Origin of the sequence: Streptomyces sp. NPDC094143, assembly GCF_040303825.1 — a bacterium.
Lineage (GTDB): Bacteria > Actinomycetota > Actinomycetes > Streptomycetales > Streptomycetaceae > Streptomyces.
Map to the genome: position 1 here is coordinate 1 of NZ_JBEOTZ010000039.1, position 18,801 is coordinate 18,801.

At 75.7% G+C, this 18,801-nt stretch carries 18 protein-coding genes; 5 read left to right on the forward strand and 13 right to left on the reverse strand.

Features of this window, described 5'->3' with window-relative positions; all coding sequences use genetic code 11:
* Positions 1 to 371: 371 nt before the first annotated feature.
* Positions 372 to 1,613 carry an MFS transporter gene (locus ABTZ58_RS33735; RefSeq protein ID WP_502996175.1) on the forward strand — a complete coding sequence of 414 codons (1,242 nt, stop codon included), beginning with the start codon at positions 372 to 374 and terminating at the stop codon, positions 1,611 to 1,613.
* A gap of 445 nt (positions 1,614 to 2,058) precedes the next feature.
* Here the strand turns inward: ABTZ58_RS33735 and rfaE2 are convergent, their stop codons facing one another.
* The 9 genes from rfaE2 to ABTZ58_RS33780 form a co-directional block, all read right to left on the reverse strand.
* On the reverse strand, positions 2,059 to 3,465 hold the full coding sequence (rfaE2, locus tag ABTZ58_RS33740) for a D-glycero-beta-D-manno-heptose 1-phosphate adenylyltransferase (protein ID WP_351365250.1): 1,407 nt from the start codon (positions 3,463 to 3,465) through the stop codon (positions 2,059 to 2,061).
* Complete coding sequence (locus ABTZ58_RS33745; RefSeq protein WP_351365253.1) at positions 3,462 to 4,097, reverse strand: D-sedoheptulose-7-phosphate isomerase; 636 nt, start codon at positions 4,095 to 4,097, stop codon at positions 3,462 to 3,464. The genes rfaE2 and ABTZ58_RS33745 overlap by 4 nt, the downstream gene beginning before the upstream one ends.
* A gap of 73 nt (positions 4,098 to 4,170) precedes the next feature.
* Positions 4,171 to 5,448, reverse strand: coding sequence for a glycosyltransferase (locus tag ABTZ58_RS33750; RefSeq protein ID WP_351365256.1), 1,278 nt, complete (start codon positions 5,446 to 5,448; stop codon positions 4,171 to 4,173).
* A complete protein-coding gene (locus ABTZ58_RS33755) occupies positions 5,445 to 6,410 on the reverse strand; it encodes a glycosyltransferase (RefSeq protein ID WP_351365259.1) in 966 nt (321 codons plus the stop codon). The genes ABTZ58_RS33750 and ABTZ58_RS33755 overlap by 4 nt, the downstream gene beginning before the upstream one ends.
* The gene (locus ABTZ58_RS33760) at positions 6,407 to 7,525 is read right to left on the reverse strand and encodes a glycosyltransferase family 9 protein (protein WP_351365262.1); all 1,119 of its coding nucleotides are present in this window, start codon (positions 7,523 to 7,525) and stop codon (positions 6,407 to 6,409) included. The genes ABTZ58_RS33755 and ABTZ58_RS33760 overlap by 4 nt, the downstream gene beginning before the upstream one ends.
* A 256-nt stretch (positions 7,526 to 7,781) precedes the next feature.
* Positions 7,782 to 8,855 carry a glycosyltransferase family 2 protein gene (locus ABTZ58_RS33765; RefSeq protein WP_351365265.1) on the reverse strand — a complete coding sequence of 358 codons (1,074 nt, stop codon included), beginning with the start codon at positions 8,853 to 8,855 and terminating at the stop codon, positions 7,782 to 7,784.
* Positions 8,852 to 10,540 (reverse strand): carbamoyltransferase family protein, encoded by a 1,689-nt coding sequence (locus ABTZ58_RS33770; RefSeq protein WP_351365268.1) that lies wholly within the window; start codon positions 10,538 to 10,540, stop codon positions 8,852 to 8,854. The genes ABTZ58_RS33765 and ABTZ58_RS33770 overlap by 4 nt, the downstream gene beginning before the upstream one ends.
* Positions 10,541 to 10,610: 70 nt before the next feature.
* Positions 10,611 to 11,576: an NAD-dependent epimerase/dehydratase family protein gene (locus ABTZ58_RS33775; protein WP_351365271.1), complete on the reverse strand. Its 966-nt coding sequence runs from the start codon at positions 11,574 to 11,576 to the stop codon at positions 10,611 to 10,613.
* A gap of 205 nt (positions 11,577 to 11,781) precedes the next feature.
* Positions 11,782 to 12,309 (reverse strand): hypothetical protein, encoded by a 528-nt coding sequence (locus tag ABTZ58_RS33780; RefSeq protein ID WP_351365274.1) that lies wholly within the window; start codon positions 12,307 to 12,309, stop codon positions 11,782 to 11,784.
* 611 nt (positions 12,310 to 12,920) lie between these two features.
* On the opposite strand from ABTZ58_RS33780, the gene ABTZ58_RS33785 reads away from it, so the two are divergent.
* On the forward strand, positions 12,921 to 13,625 hold the full coding sequence (locus tag ABTZ58_RS33785; RefSeq protein ID WP_351365277.1) for a hypothetical protein: 705 nt from the start codon (positions 12,921 to 12,923) through the stop codon (positions 13,623 to 13,625).
* On the opposite strand, the gene ABTZ58_RS33790 is transcribed toward ABTZ58_RS33785, so the two are convergent.
* Positions 13,626 to 13,949, reverse strand: coding sequence for a hypothetical protein (locus tag ABTZ58_RS33790; protein WP_351365280.1), 324 nt, complete (start codon positions 13,947 to 13,949; stop codon positions 13,626 to 13,628).
* A gap of 141 nt (positions 13,950 to 14,090) precedes the next feature.
* Here ABTZ58_RS33790 and ABTZ58_RS33795 point away from each other — a divergent pair, with 141 nt between their 5' ends.
* Positions 14,091 to 14,945, forward strand: a complete 855-nt coding sequence (locus ABTZ58_RS33795; protein ID WP_351365283.1) for a fructosamine kinase family protein — start codon at positions 14,091 to 14,093, stop codon at positions 14,943 to 14,945.
* Positions 14,946 to 14,949: 4 nt separating this feature from the next.
* Here the strand turns inward: ABTZ58_RS33795 and ABTZ58_RS33800 are convergent, their stop codons facing one another.
* Positions 14,950 to 16,608 carry a catalase gene (locus ABTZ58_RS33800; RefSeq protein WP_351365286.1) on the reverse strand — a complete coding sequence of 553 codons (1,659 nt, stop codon included), beginning with the start codon at positions 16,606 to 16,608 and terminating at the stop codon, positions 14,950 to 14,952.
* A gap of 418 nt (positions 16,609 to 17,026) precedes the next feature.
* Positions 17,027 to 17,272, reverse strand: a complete 246-nt coding sequence (locus ABTZ58_RS33805) for a hypothetical protein (protein ID WP_351365289.1) — start codon at positions 17,270 to 17,272, stop codon at positions 17,027 to 17,029.
* 233 nt (positions 17,273 to 17,505) lie between these two features.
* Between ABTZ58_RS33805 and ABTZ58_RS33810 the strand changes: the two genes are divergently transcribed.
* On the forward strand, positions 17,506 to 17,718 hold the full coding sequence (locus tag ABTZ58_RS33810; protein ID WP_351365291.1) for a hypothetical protein: 213 nt from the start codon (positions 17,506 to 17,508) through the stop codon (positions 17,716 to 17,718).
* Between the two features lie 82 nt (positions 17,719 to 17,800).
* A complete protein-coding gene (locus ABTZ58_RS33815) occupies positions 17,801 to 18,250 on the forward strand; it encodes a hypothetical protein (protein ID WP_351365294.1) in 450 nt (149 codons plus the stop codon).
* Positions 18,251 to 18,315: 65 nt separating this feature from the next.
* On the opposite strand, the gene ABTZ58_RS33820 is transcribed toward ABTZ58_RS33815, so the two are convergent.
* On the reverse strand, positions 18,316 to 18,552 hold the full coding sequence (locus ABTZ58_RS33820; RefSeq protein ID WP_309096646.1) for a hypothetical protein: 237 nt from the start codon (positions 18,550 to 18,552) through the stop codon (positions 18,316 to 18,318).
* Between the last annotated feature and the right edge of the window lie 249 nt (positions 18,553 to 18,801).

The following is an 18,801-nucleotide window of genomic DNA, read 5'->3' on the forward strand; positions in this document are numbered from 1 at the left end:
GTCGCCGGGGCGACGGCTTCTGTGGCCGCCGTCACCTGCGGCGGGGCCGCGCGAGCCCGTGATCGGCAGCTGTGATCAACCACACTCGCAGGTCCAAATCCCCGCCGCACGCGGAGCATTGGCACAGGTCAGGGCGGTGCGGCAGGCGCGGATGGAACCGGCTCACGGAAACCCTCTGCCACGATGGTCGGCGCCGTGACCCGGCGAGGGGAGCCACCGCGCAGCGCAGCCGGTGCTTCTCGCTCTCCTCGTCCCTCCTGCTGAGTCCGCCGACTCGTTCGTCGTCTTGTGAGTACCGCACTGTGTCTTCCGCGCCCTCCCCTGCCCAGCCCGCCTCTCGCTCGCCCTGGCGTGCGCTGAGGTACCGCAGCATGCGCTGGTGGTCCGTCGCCAATTTCGTGTCGAACGCCGGCACGTGGATGCAGCTCACCGTGCAGAACCTGCTGGTCCTGCAGATCACCGGGTCCGCAGCGGCGACGGGTCTTTCCATGTCCGTGCAGGCGGCGCCCGCCCTGCTGATGAGCGTGCTGGGCGGGGCCGCCGTCGACCGCTGGCCCCGCAGGCTGACAGCCGCCGTGAGCCAGGGACTGCTCGGTGCGATCGCCTTCACGACGGCCGTCCTGGTGGCGCTGGACCGGCTCGACATGACCTCACTGCTGGTGCTGGCCGCCGTCACGGGTGTCGTCGCGACCGTCGACAACCCGGCGTGCGCGCTGCTGGGCAACGACCTCGTCCCGGCCCAGGACGTGCCCTCGGCCATCGGGGTCGGGGCGCTCGTGCACCAGGCGGGACGGCTCGTGGGGGCGGCCCTCGCCGGGGTGGCCGTCGGATTGCTCGGCACGGCCGCCGCGTACTTCGCGAACGGGCTGTCCTTCCTGTTCGTGGCCTCGGTCATCCCGTTCCTGCGGCCCGCGCCCGGAGCGGTGCGACACGAGGTCGTGAAGCACGAGCACGGCGGCTCGGAGTCGACCGTCCGTGAGGGGCTCGCCTTCTTCGCCCGCCGGCCGCGGCTGATGGCGCTCGCCGGGGTGACCGGGATCAGCGCGGTGTTCGGGCGCAACTACGGGCTCACCCTCGCCGTCCTCGTCACCGGGCCGCTCGCGGGCGGTGCCGGTTCCTTCGGCACGGTGTCGGCCGTGCTGGCGGTCGGCGGCATCCTCGGCGCGGTGCTCGGTGCCCGGCTGCGCCGCCCGTCGGTGCGGCTCGTGGGCGCGCTGGCGGCGGTCGGTGGGCTGCTGCAGGCGGTGGCGGGCCTGTCGCCGTCGCTGGTGGTGCTGATCGCGCTGGTGCTGCCGATGGCCGTGGTGGAGTCCGTCTCGGACACCGCCGGTACGGCCGTCCTGCAGACCGACCCGCCCGCCCACCTGCGGGGCCGGGTGCTGGGGGTGTGGGGCAGCGTCGGCACGGTGTGGGGCCTGGGCGGCCCGCCCGCGCTCGGCCTCCTGATGGAGGTGGCCGGCGCGCGTGGCGCCCTCGTCACCGGCGGCCTGCTGATCGCGGGCGCGATCGGAACGGGCCACCTGCTGCACCATCGCCGTGTCCCGGCGCCGGTCCTGCTCCGCACGGGCGAGGGCGAACTACCGACCCGGCCGGCCCTGAGCACGGCGGCTTGATCGAACCCGCGGCGGCCTGAGCGAACCGGGCTCGGGGCCGTCCCCGGCAGTCGGGGGTACGGGTGGTGCAGGTCCCCGGCTGTCGGGCGGACGGCTGGTGCAGGGGGTCCCGGCCGCGGCGCACCCGGGACAGGCCGACGCCAGGGCAACCAGGGCAGCCACCGGCGGCCGTCGCAGGTCCGGACGGGGCCACGCCGTCCGCAGCGCCGCCGCCCCACCGGCGCGCGTCCCCGTTCTGAGCCTCGACCAATGCCGTCCCGCCCCGCCCGGCGGGGACGTCCACGACGGGCCGAACGAACCCCGCACCGCGCCCACCGGCACGACAACGGCCACGCTGCCCCGGCCCACCGGCACGCGCCGGCTCCGGTTCCGGTCGCCGCCGTGCGCCCCGGCCGGGCAGGTCCGGCACGGGCCGAACCGCACCCAGGGCCCGCCCCCACCTCCGTCAGGAGCCGGAGCGGCGCAGGGCTCCTACCGCTGCCTTCGCCGCCCTGCGGGTCAGCAGGGTCGTGGAGCGGCCGTCCAGATAGGGCAGGACCACGGCCTGGCCGCCCCAGGTGCGCAGGGTCTGCGCCTCCGGGAGGTCCTGGACGGAGTAGTCGCCGCCCTTGACCCAGACATCCGGCCGCAGGCGGGCCAGCACCGCCTCGGGGGTGTCCTCCTCGAAGACCACCACGGCGTCCACGCTGCCCAGCGCGGCGAGGACCCGGGCGCGGTCCGCCGCCGGGTTGAGCGGGCGGCCCGGGCCCTTGCGGCGGGTGACCGAGGCGTCGGAGTTCAGGCACACGATGAGGCAGTCGCCGATGCGCCGGGCGCTCTCCAGCAGCCCGACGTGACCGGCGTGCACCAGGTCGAAGCAGCCGCCGGTGGCGACCACCGTGCCGCCCCGGGCCCGGACGCTCTCCGCGAGGGCGAACGCGTCGGTCGCGGGGTCGTCCGCCGGCCCGGGCGGCGGCTCGGTGCGCCACAGGTCCGGGTTGCCCGCGCCGCCCGCCGCGACGAACGCGGCCGCCTCGGCCACGGCCCGCTGCAGCGCCTCCTCGGGCAGCAGACCGTCGGCGAGGGCGGCCGTCGTCGTCGCGGCGAAGCAGTCCCCCGCGCCGCACGGGTCCCCGGCGGCCCGGTAGGGCACCGGAACCAGCATCGGCGTGCCGGACCCGGGCCGGGCCAGCAGCACACCGCGCTCGCCGAGCGTGACGGCGACGCCCGCCGCGCGCCAGCGCTCCGCGAGCCGCGCGGCCCGCTCGGCGTACGCGCCCAGGGACGTGTCCCCGTCGCCCGGGTGCAGGGCCCGGGCCTCGGCCGCGTTGGGCGTGACCAGCCGCGCCCCGGGCACCGGGGGATCGCCCTTGGGGTGCGGGTCCCACACCAGCGGGGTGCGCCGGGCGGCGTCCTCCAGGTACGGCCGCAGGACGCCCGCGGTGTGCCGCCCGTAGTCGGCCACGAGGATCGCGTGCGCACCGGCGAGGGCCCGGCGGACCTCGTCGTCGGGTTCGCCGGGGGTGCCGCCGCCCCGGTCGATGCGGACGACGGGCCGGCCGCCGGCCAGGACGCGGGTCTTCACCGGCAGGGTGCCGTTCAGCGGGATCTCCAGCAGCCGGACCCGGCCGCGCAGGTCGCGCCGTACGGCCTGGCTGGCGTCGTCCTCGCCGAGCGCGGTCACCAGGACCACGTCCCGGCCGCCCCGGGCCGCGAGGGCGGCGGCCAGTCCGGCTCCTCCGGGGTGGCGCCGGTCGGCGGTGACGTCGACGACGGGGGCGGGGGCGTCCGGCGCCAGCCGGGTGGAGACGCCTTCGATGTCCTCGTCGAGGAGGACGTCCCCGACGACGGCGATCGGTCGCGGGCCGGTCATGAGGTGCTCCCCCGGGTGAGGACGGCACGCCGTGCGAGGGGCGTGGCCACGGCCGTGTCGAAGCACTCGCACAGCAGGTGGACGGCGACGAGATGGGTCTCCTGGACGGTGGCGGTGCTGTCCGCGTCCACGCAGAGGGCTTCGTGGGCGGCCTCGGCCAGGGGGTTGGGGCCGCGCCCGGTGAGGGCCCACACGCGCAGTCCGGCCTGCCGGGCGGTGACGGCGGCCGCGACGAGGTTGGCGCTGCGGCCGGAGGTGGACAGCAGCATGAGGACGTCGCCGGGCCGGCCGTGGGCGGTGACCTGCCGGGCGTAGACGTGGTCGAAGCCGTAGTCGTTGCCGATGGCGGTCACGCTGGAGGTCTCGGCGTGCAGGGCGAGCGCGGAGTAGGCGCGGCGTTCTTGGCGGTAGCGGCCGACGAGTTCGGCGGTGAGGTGCTGGGCCTGGGCGGCGCTGCCGCCGTTGCCCGCGGCGAGCAGCCGGCCGCCGTCGGTGAGAACGTCGGCGAGCCGGTCGCCCCACTGCGCGATCCGGTCGAGGTGGTGCCGGCGGAACCGGCCGAGGGCCTCCTCCAGTGCTTCGCAGTGCAGACGCGCGGCGTCGAGGGCGGGGTGCGCGGGGAGTTCGCTCATGCGGATCGGGCGTGCCGCCGTGGGGGCGGCGGGCCCACACCTCCTTCGGAGTCGGGGCGGGCGGGGGACGGGGTCAGCCGGCGCCGGTCGCGGCGGGCTCGGCGTCCAGGACCTCGCAGTAGGCCGCTTCGGTGGCCGCGGCGACCCGGTCCCAGCCGTAACGGCTCAGCACCCGGCGGCGGCCGGCCGCGCCGCACGCCGCCCGGGCCGCCGGGTCGGCGAGCAGCCCGGCCACGGCACGGGCCAGCGCCTGCGGGTCGCGGGGCGGCACCAGCCGTCCGGTGCCGGGGTCGGCGACCGTGTCGAGCTGCCCGCCGACGGCGCTGGCCACGACCGGCACGCCGCAGGCCATGGCCTCCAGCGGGACGATGCCGAAGGGCTCGTAGTCGGCGGGGCACGCCACCACGTCGGCGGAGCGCAGCAGCGACGGGACGTCCTCGCTGGGCACGGCGCCCAGGAAGCGGACCCGGTCGGCGACGCCCGCGTCCCGGGCGATGCCGCGCAGCCGGCGCACCTCCGGGTCGTCGTCGAGCCGGTCCGCGGGCGGGCCGCCCACCACGACGAGTTCGGTGCCGGGCAGTCCGGCCAGGGCCGCGATGGTGACCGCCGCGCCCTTGCGCGGCACGAGCCGGCCCAGCTGGAGCAGCCGGTGCGGGTACGGTCCGCGGGGCGCCGCCGGGCCCTTGGGGGTGAACCGGTCGGGATCGACGCCGCAAGGCACGATGGCAACCTTGTGCGCGGGGATGCCCATGCGGGCCAGCTCGACGGCCTCGTCCCGGCAGGTGGCGACGACCCGGTCACACCCCAGGCCGACCTCGACCTCGCCGGGTATGCGTTCGGGCGGGCTGGTGTCGGCGAGCCGCTGGTGCCGTTTCTTCACCGTGCCGAGGGCGTGGTACGTGTGCAGCAGGGGCAGCCCCCGCGCGCGGGTCGCGTGCAGCGCGGCCAGGCCCGACATCCAGTAGTGCGAGTGGACGAGGTCGGGGGCCCGGGTGCGCCAGGCGCGGGCGAGGTAGCGGCCGAAGTCGCCCATGTGCGGCAGCAGGGCGTCCTTGGGGAGCGGCTCGGCCGGCCCGGCGGGCACGTGGTGCACCTCGACGCCGTCGCGCAGCGCGACCCGGGCGGGCAGGTCGGGCGCGTCACGCCGGGTGTACACGGTGACGCGGTGGCCGCGGTCGGCGAGAGCGCCGGCGAGGCAGGCCACGTGCACGTTCTGCCCGCCGGCGTCGACCCCGCCGAGGGTGGCGAGAGGACTGGCGTGCTCGGAGACGAGCGCGATGCCGAGGACGCCGGGTTGGCGCGGGTCGCCGCCGAGCGGCCCGGCCGGGAAGGGGCTGAGGGACGGGGTCATGAGCACACCTCCGTGATCAGGCGCTCCCAGTCGGCCAGGAAGCGCTTGAGCCCGTAGCGTTCGAGGGCCGCCTGCCGGGCCCGCGCGCCGTCCGCGGCCGCGGCCTCGGGTTCGTGCAGGTAGTGGCGGGCCGCTCGGGCCAGGACGTCGGGGCGGGTGGAGAGGGTGCCCGCGCCCCGCGGGACGGCCTCGACCGCCTCGGTGGTGGCGAGCGCCAGCACGGGCATCCCCAGGTGCATGGCCTCCAGCAGGGACAGGCCGAGGGAGGTCCAGCGCACCGGGTGCAGGTAGACGCGGCGTTCGGCCATGGCCGGGTGCAGCTCGCTCTGCGGCAGGTCGGCCGTGTGGCACCGGTCGGGCGGCAGGCCCAGGTGCCCGGCCAGTCCCTCGGTGCCCATGCCGAACACGTCGAGCGGCACCGCGTCGGCCAGGACGGGCAGCAGGTCGGTGCCGGTGTACCGGGCGCGGCGCACGGGTTCGTTGACGACGACGGCGGCCCGGGCGAGGCGTCCGGTGTAGCGGTGGCCCGGGTCGACGATGCCGTGTTCGATCACCGCGGTCCGGGTGGTGCCGCAGTCCCAGAACAGCCGGTTGAAGTGCGTGACGTGCACGAGGGTCAGATCGGCGCGGTCGGCGCACGGGTGCCGGGTGTCCGGTACGTCGCCGTCGGGCGCGTTGTGCTCCAGGTACACGGCGGGCACGTCCCGGCCGGGGCGGCGCCCGCCGAGCCACCGCTCGGCCAGCTCCAGCTCGTGCGGACGCTGCAGCAGCACCAGGTCGACGGGCGTGTCGCGGAGCTCTTCGGGCGTGATCTCGCGCACCGAGGCCGGCCAGGAGAAGGTGCGGGCCCGGCCGAGGCCGTCCGGGTCGCGGCCCGGGGTGACGGGGACGAGGTAGGTGTGGGGTCCCTGGACGAACGCGGTCGTCCAGGAGCCGTGCACGTGCCACAGCAGGATGTTCATACGGTCGCTCCTCGTTCCGTCTGTTCTCCCTGTTCGCCTTGGTCTCCCTGGTCTCCCTGGTCTCCCTGTTCGCCCTGGTCCGACGGGTCTCCGGTGAGGGCCGCCACGGCGGCGAGCACCTCGGCGTCGCCGATGCCGTCCAGGCAGGGGTGGCCCGGTACCGGGCAGTGCCGTGCCCTGGTGCCCGCGCACGCGGCGTGCGGGTCGCCGAGCAGGAGGTGCGGGACGCCGTAGGGGGCCCATCGCCCGGCCGGTACGACCGGTGCGAAGAGGCTGACGACGGGGGTGCCGACGGCGGCGGCGAGATGGGCCGGGCCGGTGTTCCCGGCCACCACCGCCCGGGCCCCGGCGAGGACTCCGGCCAGGTGGGGCAGGTCGGTGGCGCCGCCGAGGTCGAGGGCGTGGCGGCCGGCCACGTGGGCGGTCAGCTTGCGTTCGGCGCGCCCGCCGGTGACGACGACCCGGTAGCCCTCGGCGGACAGCGCGGCCACCGCCCGTGCCGCCCGGGCGGGGCTCCAGGCCCGGGCGGGCACGGCGGCGCCCGGGTGGACGACGACGTACGGGCCGTGGCCGGTGAGGTGGGCCGTGCGGGGCGGTGGGGTGACGCGCAGCCGGCCGTCGTCGCCGGGCGGCAGGGCGAAGCCCGCGGCACGGGCCAGGTCGAGGGCCGCCAGTGCCTCGTGGCGGTGCGGGCGCCTGCTGTGCCGCAGGTCCAGCAGCGCGCCCGGGTAGTCCTCGCTGTCGGCGGCGACGCGGGCGACGCCGGCCAGCTTGAGCAGCAGGGCGACCGGCAGCGGGCTCTGGTGGTACGACACCAGCACCAGTGCCCGGTCGAAGCGGCCCGCGGCGAGTGCCGCCATCAGCCGCCGGGTGGCCGCCCGTGTCACCGGCGCGGGCTCCACACCGACCCAGGGCGCGTCGTACGTCAGCACGTCGTCCACGCCGGGCAGCATCCGCCCTGCCGCCGCGCCCTGCGGGCCGCACAGCAGCGCGGTGTACGAGGACCCGGCCGCGACGGCTCGCACGGCGGGGCCGGCCAGCAGGACGTCCCCGGCGCTGTCGAGGCGCACGACGAGGGTGCGGGGCGGCCGGCGGCGGGCGCGGAACGGATTCATCGCGGGCCTCCCGTGGGCGGGGTCCCCCACCGGACACGCGCGTCCGGAGAGGACCCCGGCGACGGCGGCAGCCGGTACCCGGCCCCGGCCCGTCCGTCCGGGCCAGGACCGGTCGGCGGCAACGGGCGGCGTCGGCCCCGCGCGGCGGGCGCCGCGGGGTCGGAGACGTTGGCTGCCGGGAGCGGGGCGGGCGGGGACGGCGGTGTGCCGCCGGTTCCGCACGCCCCGGCCGGCCGCCGGGGGCCGGTGGGGCCGGTCATGTGCGCAGCCGTTCCATGACCGCCGGCCGGGGCTCCGTTGTCGGGCCCGTGGTGCCCGGCGGGGTGTGCGGACGGGCCGTGCGGTGCGCCAGACGGCCGCGGAGCCAGTGCCAGGTCGCGGCGGGCGGGACGAGCGCGCTGGTGACGGCCATGGTGAGCACCTCGTCGCGGGTGCGTGGCCCCGGCAGGATCCGGGCCAGGGCGAACTCGGCGGTGCCGGCCAGCCAGGCGGCCGCGCAGGCCCCGGCGAGGCGGTGCCGGCCGAGCAGGGCGCAGCCGACGGCCGTCACCCCGGCCCCGGTGACGGCGAGGTGGGCGGGCAGGCGCCCGCGCCGCGCGCCCGCCCGGCGCCACCAGTGGCGGCCGTGCAGCCGGGTCATCAGGACGTCGTCGGCGTTGCCGGCCTGGAGCCGGACGGAGATCCAGCGCCCGGCGGGCCGGACGGGATGGGTGGTGGTGCGCCTGCCCCCGGTGAGCGTCCAGCCGGCGTCGAGCATGCGCAGGGCGAGGTCCGCGTCCTCCCGGAAGGCCCGCCGGAAGCGTTCGTCGAAGCCGCCGACGGCCAGGAGCGCCGCCCGGCGGTAGGCCATGTCGGCGGTGATCCAGTGGGCACCGGCGAGTCCGGCCGTGTTGCGCTCCCAGTCGGTCGGGCGGCGGTCGCGCGGCAGGGGCACCTCGACGCGGGCGGTGATCCCGGCCGTCCGGTCCGACGCCGCGGTCAGGTCGAGGGTGAGGTCGTCGCCCCAGGTGGGCCCGGGCACCACGTCGTCGTCGAGGAACACGATCCAGGGGACGTCACCCGCGGCGCGCCAGCCGAGGTTGCGTGCGGCGGCCGGTCCACGCGCCCCGCCGGGCACGACGACGGTGCGGGCGCGCAGCGACGGCGGCACGTCGGCGGTGAGGGCGGCCCTGGCGGTCTCCGGCCGGTCGTCGACGAGCACCACGCGGACCGGCCCGGGTCCGGCGGCCTCGGCCAGGGCGTGCAGGCAGGCGCGCAGGCTGGGCCGGCCGAGGGTCGGGATCACGACGGCGTACTCGGCGTCGCGCGCCGGGCTGCCCGAGGCGGTCATCGGGGGCCTCCCGCGGCGTCGGAGCGCAGGCCGTCGTCCCCGCCGGTGCGGAACAGGTCGCTGCGGCGGATGGCGTACGGGCCGATGGCCAGCAGGTCGACGGGTGAGGAGCCGAAGCACTCCAGGGCGTCGCGCGGGTCGTCGACCATGGGCCGCCCGGCCGTGTTGAGGCTGGTGTTGACCACCACGGGCAGCCCCGTGAGCCGTTCGAACGCGCCGAGCATGCGGGCCACCAGGGGTTCGCGGTCGGGGTCGACGGTCTGGATGCGGGCTGTTCCGTCGACGTGCACGACGGCGGGGATGCGCTCGCGCCATGCGGGGGCCACGTCGTGCACGAACAGCATGTACGGGCTGGGCAGCGGGCCGTCGAAGATCTCGGCGGCGCGGTCGGCGAGGACCATGGGCGCGACGGGCCGGAACTGCTCGCGTCCCTTGACGTCGTTGAGCCGTTCCAGGTTGCCCGCGTGCCCGGGGTGGGCCAGCAGGGAGCGGTGGCCGAGGGCGCGCGGGCCGTACTCGGAGCGGCCCTGGAACCAGGCGACGATCGCGTTGTCCGCGAGGGCCCGGGCGACGGTCCCGGCGATGTCCGGGGGCCGTTCGAAGGGGACGGCCGCTGTCTTCAGCCAGGCGCCGAGCTCCGCGTCGGACCAGTCACGGCCGAGGTCGGCGCCGGTCATGGGCTCCGGCTGGTCGCCCTCGCCCGCGGACAGCAGCAGGGCGCCGCCCAGGGCGGTGCCGGCGTCACCGGCGGCGGGCTGCACCCACACCCGGGAGAAGGGGCCCTCACGGGCGATGCGGGAGTTGGCGACGCAGTTCAGGGCGACGCCGCCGGCGAGGGTGAGCACGCTGTCGTGGGTGCGGCCGTGCAGCCAGCGCACCAGGTCGAGCAGGGTCTCCTCCAGCACGGCCTGGGCGCTGGCGGCGACGTCGGCGTGGTCCTGTGTCCAGGGCTCGTCGGCCCCGCGCGGCGCGCACAGCTCGTGCCAGGGGACCGCGGTGGCGTGGAAGCCGCCGTCGCCGGTGGGGTACACGTGGCGGCGCAGTTCGGCGAGCATGCGCGGGGTGCCGTGGGAGGCGAGGGCCATCACCTTGAACTCGTCGGAGGAGCGCAGGAAGCCCAGGTGCGCGGTGAGTTCCTCGTAGACGAGGCCGAGCGAGTGCGGCAGGTCCTGGGTGTGCAGCGCCTCCAGCCGGTCCCCGACGCGGCGTGCGGCCAGGTGGGAGGCGCGTTCGCCGCGGCCGTCGAGGACGAGGACGGAGGAGTCGCCGGCGTCCGGTGCGGCGAAGGCGCCGGAGGCGGCGTGGGCCATGTGGTGCGGCACGAACCGGACGATGGAGGGGTCGAGGCCGGGCAGGGCCGCCGCCAGGAAGCCGGGCGCCTCCCGGGCGTAGGTGAGGCGCAGGTGGTCCCAGGGGTCGTCCAGGCCCATGGCGTCGGCGGGCCGGGCGAGCGCCGGGTCGAAGGAGTAGGTGACCGCGTCGAGGTCCTGCGGTCGCAGCCCGGCCCGCTTCAGGCACCAGGCGGCGGCCTTCTCGGGCAGTTCCCAGGCGGAGAAGGGCAGCGGCCGCTTCCCGTGCTTGCGCCGTGAGAACCGCTCCTCCTCGGCGGCGGCGACGGTCCGTCCGTCGACGACGAGGGCGGCGGCCGGGTCGTGGAAGAGGGCGTTGATTCCGAGGATGCGCATGGGGGTGGCGGGCCTTTCGGCGGTGGGGGCGGGACCGGGCGAGGCGCTGCGCGCGGAGGGCCGTGGCGGGTCAGTCGCCGGTGCCGTCCTCGCGGAACCAGGCGATCGTGCGCCGCAGCCCTTCCTCGGCGCGCACCTGCGGTTCCCAGCCGAGCTTGTCGCGGGCCAGGGTGATGTCCGGGCAGCGCACGGCCGGGTCGTCCACCGGGCGTTCGATGAAGCGGATGTCCGAGGCGGAACCGGCGAGTTCAACGACCAGGCGGGCCAGGTCGAGCATGGTGATCTCGGCCGGGTTGCCGATGTTGACCGGGCCGCGCATGCCGTGGGCGGCCGCGGCGAGGATGCCGCGGACGGTGTCGTCGACGTAGCACAGCGAACGGGTCTGGCGGCCGTCGCCGGTGACGGTGAGGGGTTCGCCGTCCAGGGCCTGCCGTACGAACGTGGGCACCGCGCGCCCGTCGTGGCCGCGCATCCGGGGGCCGTAGGTGTTGAACAGCCGCACGATGCAGGTGTCGGTGCCGTGGGTCTCGGCGTGGGCGGTGGTCAGCGCCTCGCCGAAGCGTTTGGCCTCGTCGTAGACGCTGCGCGGCCCGACCGGGTTGACGTTGCCCCAGTAGCGCTCGTCCTGGGGGTTCTGCTGCGGGTCGCCGTAGACCTCCGAGGTGGAGGCCAGGACGAAGCGGGCCCGGGCGGAGTGCGCGAGTTCCAGGGCGTTGCGGGTGCCGAGGCTGCCCGTCTCCATGGTGTGCAGCGGCAGGCGCAGGTAGTCCGCCGGGGAGGCCGGGGAGGCGAAGTGCAGGACGAGGTCCGGGGGGCGCTTGATCCGCAGCCCCTCGGCGACGTTGGCCTGCACGAGTGTGAAGCCGGGCCGTTCCAGCAGCGGCGCGATGTTCTCCGGACGTCCGGTGCTGAAGTCGTCCACGCAGGTGACGGCCGCGCCCGCGTCCAGCAGGGCGGCGCACAGATGGGAGCCGACGAACCCGGCGCCGCCGGTGACGACGGCGTGTTCCCAGCTCCGTGAGAAGTCGGTGGTCATGTCGGTCTCTCCTCCGTCAGCGGCGTCACGGCACGGCACGACGGTGGTGGAGAACCCCGGGCCGCCGAAGGTGGCCGGAGGCCGTCGAGCCCACACTCAGCGTCCGCCGACGACGGAGGCGGGGCACGGTCGCTTACGGCAAACCGGTGAGTCACGCAGGGTGAGCGGCAAGGCGGAGGAGGTCCGCGAGAGGGATGCCCGCAGGTCAGGCGATGAGGGTGCGGCCCGGATTCAGGCGGTCGAGGAGCTGGTGGTGGTGCAGTTCCGCGACGGGGGCGAGCAGGTCCGGGTGGCGCAGCAGCGCCGCGGCGTTGCGGTCGCCGGCGTCGGGCGCGACGAGCCGGCGGAACTCGGCCGGCGAGCCGGTGCCGTGACCGCTCCCGGCGAGCGCCGCCACGGCCCGGGCTGCCAGTTCCGGGTCGGTGAGCAGGACGGCCGCCCAGCTCGCCACGACCTCGTCCACCCAGGTGCGCCAGGCGTGCGCCTCCTCGTCGTCGCCCAGGGCCGCGTCGGCGCCGGTGACCCAGTCGAGCCGTGCGGATCCGCCGGGTCCCGCCAGGCCGAGCAGGGCGGCGTCCATCGCGGTCGGGTAGCGCAGCCACGCCGCGACCGTCACGGCCTGCCGGGCCTGCACCTCGCACAGGGCGGCGGCCAGTGCGCCGCCGGTGGCGGGGAAGGCGCGGGTGAGCCAGTGGGCGGTCGCCGCTATGACAGGGGAGAGATCTGCTTGCACTGCCGGGCCGTCCGGGGGGAGGGGGCGGGGTCTGGTCGTAGACGGTAACCGCCCTTTTCCGGGCCCGGACGTGATCGGGACCTCGTCGGTGACGTGGTCTCGGCCACACCGTCACCCGGACCGAGACGCCCGGACGCCCGCGGACGCGCCCTCCACGCGGTCACCCCGGGCGGCGTCACCTCCGGGTGCGGGCACCCTGGCCGGCATGAGCCCGGGGGCGTGCACCCCGGGCGGGCATGAGCCCGGGCGTGAGCACCCCGGGCGGGCATGCCCCTGGGCGCCGACGCCTCGCCGACGTCACCTCCGGGCGCGGGCGCCTCCGGGCGGCATCACCCACGGGCACGGGCACCTCCGGGCGCGGGCACCCCGGGCGGCATCACCCACGGGCGCGGGCACGCCGACCGGCCTCACCTCCGCGCGGCACCTCGATGAAGCCCGGGCGCGGGCGCCTGGCCCGACGTCACCTCCAGGCACGGCACCCCCCGGTCGGCATGACCCCGGGCGTCGACGCCCCGGCCGGCAGCGAGGCGCGCGCCTCCCCCGCTCCGGTCCCTTCTCGCGCCGACCGCCGGAGCCGTTTCGCCGGCGGGCCGGGCGGGCACCCGAGCCGCGTGCCGCGTCCACGATCCGGACGGGCCGGGTCGGCCCGGTCGCCGGTGCGGACCCTGCGCTTCGACGGCTGGATCGCGGGGATCGGCACGGCGTCCGGCACCCGTGCCGTGCTCGGGCACTGGCCCGCATCGCCGTTCGGCCCGTTCAGCGACCTGATGGTCGAGGAGGCAGACGGGCACCGCCTGCTCCTGGCGCCATCGCGGGAGACGGCGGACTTCGTCTCCGGCATCTACGTCTTCGACGAGGTACGGGTCGTACCGGTCCGGGTGCGGATCACCGGCCGCCACTGGGCGGTCTCCGCCCCACCGCTCGACCTGCGGTTCAGCACCGGACCGAGGGCTCTGCCCGGTCTCGCGCTGCGGGCCGTGCCCGGCCGGCTCGCCACCAGCCCGGGGTGGCTCGCGCTGTGGGACCGTCCCGCCCGCCTGCTGCTCGGCGCCGGCACGCACGGCAGTGTCCGGTCCGGCCGGCACCAGTGGTACGGCGCCCGCGACCTGCACCCGGTCATCTCGGCCACGGTCACGCGCGAGGGCCGCGGCCTCGGCCCCCTCGCCCCGGTCGATCCCCCCGTGCGGTTCGGGTCCGGCTCGACCCCCCGCCGCCCCTGCCTCGTCCGCGTCACCACCCACGTGGCCCTAGCGGGGGGCCGCACCACCGGCGGACGGCCGTTGCCGTTCGGACGCAGCACGGGACGCGGCGGCTGATCACCAGAAGCGGCTGCTGAGGGCGGGCTGGTGCGCCAGCTCCACGGCGTCGCGCAGCCGCAGGGCGACGCTGATGGTCGCGCGCAGCGCGGAGGGACGTACGGTCTGGGCCGTCTCGGTGGCCAGGACGAGCAGGCAGGCCGCCGCCTGCTCCACCACGGACAGCGGCAGGGTGAAGTCGCTCTCGGCGGCGGCGCGGAACGCCTTCAGGGGCACGGCGGCCCCGTCGACCGCCCGGTGCGCGGCCTTCTCCAGGTGCTCCGCCGCCTCCTCGCACACCGGGGCGGGCAGGGCGATGGTGCGCTGGAACGGTGATGTCGTCATGACCCGACTGCTCCCCCCGCGGCGGCCGGTTCTGTCGACGCGGGACGGGATTTCACCGTCCCGCGTGACGCCGGGGCCGGGCGCCGGGCACGTGGCCGTAGCCTGAGGGGCGATCATGCGCGGCGTGGGAAGGGAGACCGTATGACCACCCGTCGGGATGTCGTGGCCCGTCTCACCGGGCGGTCGGTCCGCGGGGAGAAGCCCTTGTCCGGAGCGCTCACCGAGGTCACGCTTGACGACGGGCGGGTCGTGGTGGTCAAGCGGTCCGAAGGGCCGGGGGCGGCGCGGGCCGAGGCGGCCGGGCTGCGGTGGCTGGCCGCGGCCGGAACCGTGCGGGTGCCGGTCGTCCACGGCGACGAGGGGACCTGGCTGGTCATCGACCGGGTTCCGCAGGGGCGGCCGAGCCGGGAGGCGGCGGTGCGGTTCGGGCGGGACCTGGCCGGACTGCACGCCGCCGGGGCGCCCGCCTTCGGGGCGCCGCCGCCGGGCGGGCCGGCGGACGCGTACATCGGGCTCGCCCCGATGCGCAACGAGCCCGGCACCGACTGGCCGGGCTGGTACGCCGGGCAGCGCGTCCTGCCGTATCTGCGGCGGTCGGTCGACCTGGGCACCGTGCGGCCGGGAGAGGCGGCCGTCGTGGAACGGCTGTGCGAGCGCCTGCCGGAACTGGCCGGGCCTCCCGAGCCGCCCGCCCGGCTGCACGGCGACCTGTGGAGCGGCAACGTGCTGTGGGCGGCGGACGGGGACGTGCGGCTCATCGACCCGGCCGCGCACGGCGGGCACCGCGAGACCGACCTGGCGATGCTGCGCCTGTTCGGCTGCCCCCATCTGGAGGCGGTGCTGGACGGCTACCAGGAGGTGGCGCCGCTCACCGACGGCTGGACACAGCGCGTCGGCGTGCACCAGCTGTTCCCGCTGCTGGTGCACGCCGTGCTGTTCGGCCGGAGCTACGCCGAACAGGCCCTCTCCGTGGCCCGCTCGGCCGCGACAGGCTGACCGGTCAGCGCGTCACCACGTGCCGCTCGTCGGGGACGCAGTGGGTCATGGTGAGGCCCTCCACGTCGCGCGGCGGGTTCTTGCCCAGCTTGGACAGGCGCTCCCGGTCCTCGTCCGTCAGGTCCTGGCTCGCCAGCGGCTCCAGGCCGGTCACGTCGTCGGGGCCGATGCCGAGCCCTTCGCCGACCCTGAGGCCGAGGTCGTTCTCGACGAGCAGGAGGTGCCAGACCATGCGCTCCTGGATGGCCCGGTCGCACTGGGACAGCTGACCGGTGAAGTTCTTCACCAGGTCGTCGCGCTCCCAGTCCTCCATCAGCAGGTAGCGCTGACCGGCCTGGAGGTAGTCGTTGGTGCGCGGGATGCGCTTGCGGGTGAGCCGGCCGGTGATCTCCGGGCCCTGCTCGTCGTGGGTCGGGTACTGGGCCTCGCGCAGGCCACCCCGGATCGACGGCTCGTAGTTGACCTGGGGGTTCTCCCCGCCGCCGTCCTGGTGGTACGCCATCTGGCCGTCGCGCTGGTTGGTGCGCACCTCGGCGTTCTTGGCCTGGTTGACGGGGAGCTGGAGGTAGTTCGGGCCGACCCGGTAGCGCTGGGTGTCGCTGTAGGAGAAGGTCCGGCCGACGAGCATCTTGTCGTCGGAGAAGTCCAGGCCGTCGACGAGGACGCCGGTGCCGAAGGAGATCTGCTCGTTCTCGGCGAAGAAGTTCTCCGGCATGCGGTCGAGCACCATCCGGCCGACCGGCTTCGGCGGGAACTCCTGCTCGGGCCAGGTCTTGGTGTCGTCCAGCGGGTCGAAGTCCAGCTCGGGGTGGTCGTGGTCGTCCATCATCTGGACGAGCAGCTCCCACTCGGGGTAATCACCGCGGGCGACCGCCTCGTACAGGTCCTTCGTGGCGTGGCCCAGGGTGTCGGCCTGGACGTTGGCCGCGTCCTCCTCGGTCATGCTGCGCACGCCCTGCTTGGGCATCCAGTGGTACTTGACCAGCTTGGTCTCGCCCTCGGCGTTGACCCACTTGTAGGTGTTGACGCCGAAGCCCTGCATGTGGCGGTAGTCGGCGGGGATACCGCGCGGGCTGAACAGGTTGACCAGCATGTGCATGGACTCCGGCGTCTGCGACATGAAGTCGAAGATCCGGTTCGGCTGCTGCTCGAAGGTCACCGGGTCCGGCTTGAGGGCGTGGATGACGTCCGGGAACTTGATGGCGTCACGGATGAAGAAGACGCCGAGGTTGTTGCCGACCAGGTCCCAGTTGCCGTCCTCGGTGTAGAACTTCACGGCGAAACCACGCGGGTCGCGGGCGGCCTCGGAGGAGTCCCGGCCGCCGATGACCGTGGAGAAGCGGACCGCCACGTCGGTGCGTTTGCCGCGCTCCTGGAACAGCTTGGCCCGGGTGAAGCGGCTGATCGGCTCGTCACCCCAGGTGCCGTAGGCCTCGAAGTGGCCGTAGGCCGTGACGCCGCGGGCGTGCACGACGCGCTCGGGGATGCGTTCCCGGTCGAAGTGGCTGATCTTCTCCAGGAACTGGTAGTTCTCCAGCGTGGCCGGGCCACGGGCGCCGACCGTGCGCTGGTTCTGGTTGTCGTGGACCGGATGGCCCTGGCGATTGGTGAGGACCTTGCGGTCGTCGCCCGGGGCGGGACCGGTACCGGATACGTCCGTCATAAGCAGGGGCTCCTTCGGCTCGGGGCCGGCGGCCGACCGGGTCGGCGCCGCGAGCGACCGCCCGGCCGGTCATGGCGGAACGCTCGGGTACCCGGTGGGAGGGGATCACTCACGCGAGCCGGCCCGAGACCTCGTTCGGGGGCCGGAAGCGGACGCGCGAACCCGCGAGCGGGATCCATGACCGAACCGCGCGCCCCTGTCACGGCGGGCCGGAAGCCCGGCGCGCCGAGGGCCACGCGCTCGCACGGCATGCGACGAGGGCTGTCTGTTCCGGGGAGAACGGCACCCACCGGCGCAGAAACAGACGCCGCCCTTGCCGCCGGCTCTCCCGGGCCACCCGCGCTCGGCGCCGGAGCGGTGGGCCCGGCCGCACCACCCCCGCCGGACTCACCGCCGACGGACGCGCCGCCGCGGCCCCTCATGGGTGCCCTTCCTCCACGAAGGACCTGATCTCGTCCAGGAGGACACGATGGTGCTCCCCGTAAGCCGCCACCGCCGCGTACACCGCGTCGACGGCCGCGCGCAGCGGGTTGGGCTCGCCGGCCGCCGACACCGCGGGCAGCGCCAGGTGCGGCTGGGACATGCGCAGGGACGGGTCCGGTGGACCGAGGGCGACGGTCAGGGCGTCCGGGGCGGCGCCCGGGACCGGCGGACGGCTCGGCACCGGGACGGGCTCCTGGTCCGGCCCGTGGGCCGGCGGATCGGCCGGTGGAAGGGCGAAGGCGCGGGCCGGCCCGACCACGACCGCTTCCGCCCCCTGGGGACTCGGCGCGGGATCGTCCGGAGCCGTGGGTCGTCGTCGAGGGGTTCCGGCTGCTGCCGCATCTCGTGGAACCGCTGCTTCCGGCGCCGGGGCACGCGGTCTGGCTGCTTCCGACACCAGACTTCCGCCGGGCCGTGTTCCGGAGCCGGGCGGCGGCCGGCGGGAGCTTCACGCAGCGGACCGGCGATCCGCGGCGGGCGGAGGACAACGTCGCCGCGCGGGACGATCTGTTCACGCTGCGGCTGCGCGAGGAGACGGCGCGGCTGGGGCTGCCCTCCCTCACCGTTGACGGCACGCTCACGGAGGACGGGCTCACCGAGCGGGTCGCCGGCGTGTTCGGGGTGTGATCCTGTACAACCCCCGCCGGGGGTGGGGTGTCTTCTCCTGCGTGGGGACAAACCCCTTCAACTCGTTCCAACGGGGGAACACATGAGCCTGACCCGCAAGCCGACCCGCCGCGGTACGACCGCGGCCCTCACCGTCACGATGGCGGCCGCGCTGGGCACCGCCGGCGCCGGCGCGTCGAGCGCCGGCACCACCGCGCCGCAGACCCGGCAGATCGCCTCGTCCACCCTCGGGTCCGACTACAAGATCACGCTCACCGCGCTGCGTTCCGCGGAGGACGAGTACGCCGCCTCCGTGCGACTTCAGGTCTTCACACAGTCCGGCGGCGCGTGGAAGGAGTCGGACCGCGTGACAGTGGGCGACGTCGACGGCTGGTTCTGGTACCCGGTCACCGGCAAGGGCGCCGTCTGCGAGTTCTCCACCGCCAGCACCGAACCCGCCCCGGTGACGGTGAGCCTGCTGCTCACGCCGTCCGTGGGCTGCTCCGACCCGGCGCGCTACACGGTGTGGGAAGGCAGGGTGTACGCAGGCTGAACCGCCCCGGCACGCGGAGCGGCCCGGACCCCACCGGGGTCCGGGCCGTTCGCGCGAGGGTGGACTCAGCCCTCGCTGAGGCGCGCGCGCAGGAGCTTCTTGCCCAGCTCGGCGCCCTTGCGGCTGTCCGCCTGCGCCTTGCGGAACAGATCCGCGACCTCGGTGTCCTTGGCGCGCTCCGCGTCCTGGATGTAGCCCTCCAGACGCAGCGCGTTGCTCAGGCACGCCTCGACGTACCAGATCAGGTTGTAGTCCTTGTCCTGCGTACCGGTGGCGCCACCGGTCTCCGTCTCGCTGGTCATTCGGACCTCCTTCTCTGTGGAGCGGACCTCTTCGGGCGCCGGACGGGTACCCGGCCTCCGGCAGGACACACGGCCCGTAGTCACCACGTGGGGTGATTTTCCGGTCACGAACGGCCGGGCAGACCCGGGCGCACCGCCAACTCCCCTCCCCCGTACGGCAAATCCCAACAGTTGCCACAGATGCGAACAGTCACCGATCACTTTCACAGAGAAGTGGCGCTCCACCGTGCGAGACCGGTCGATGACGGT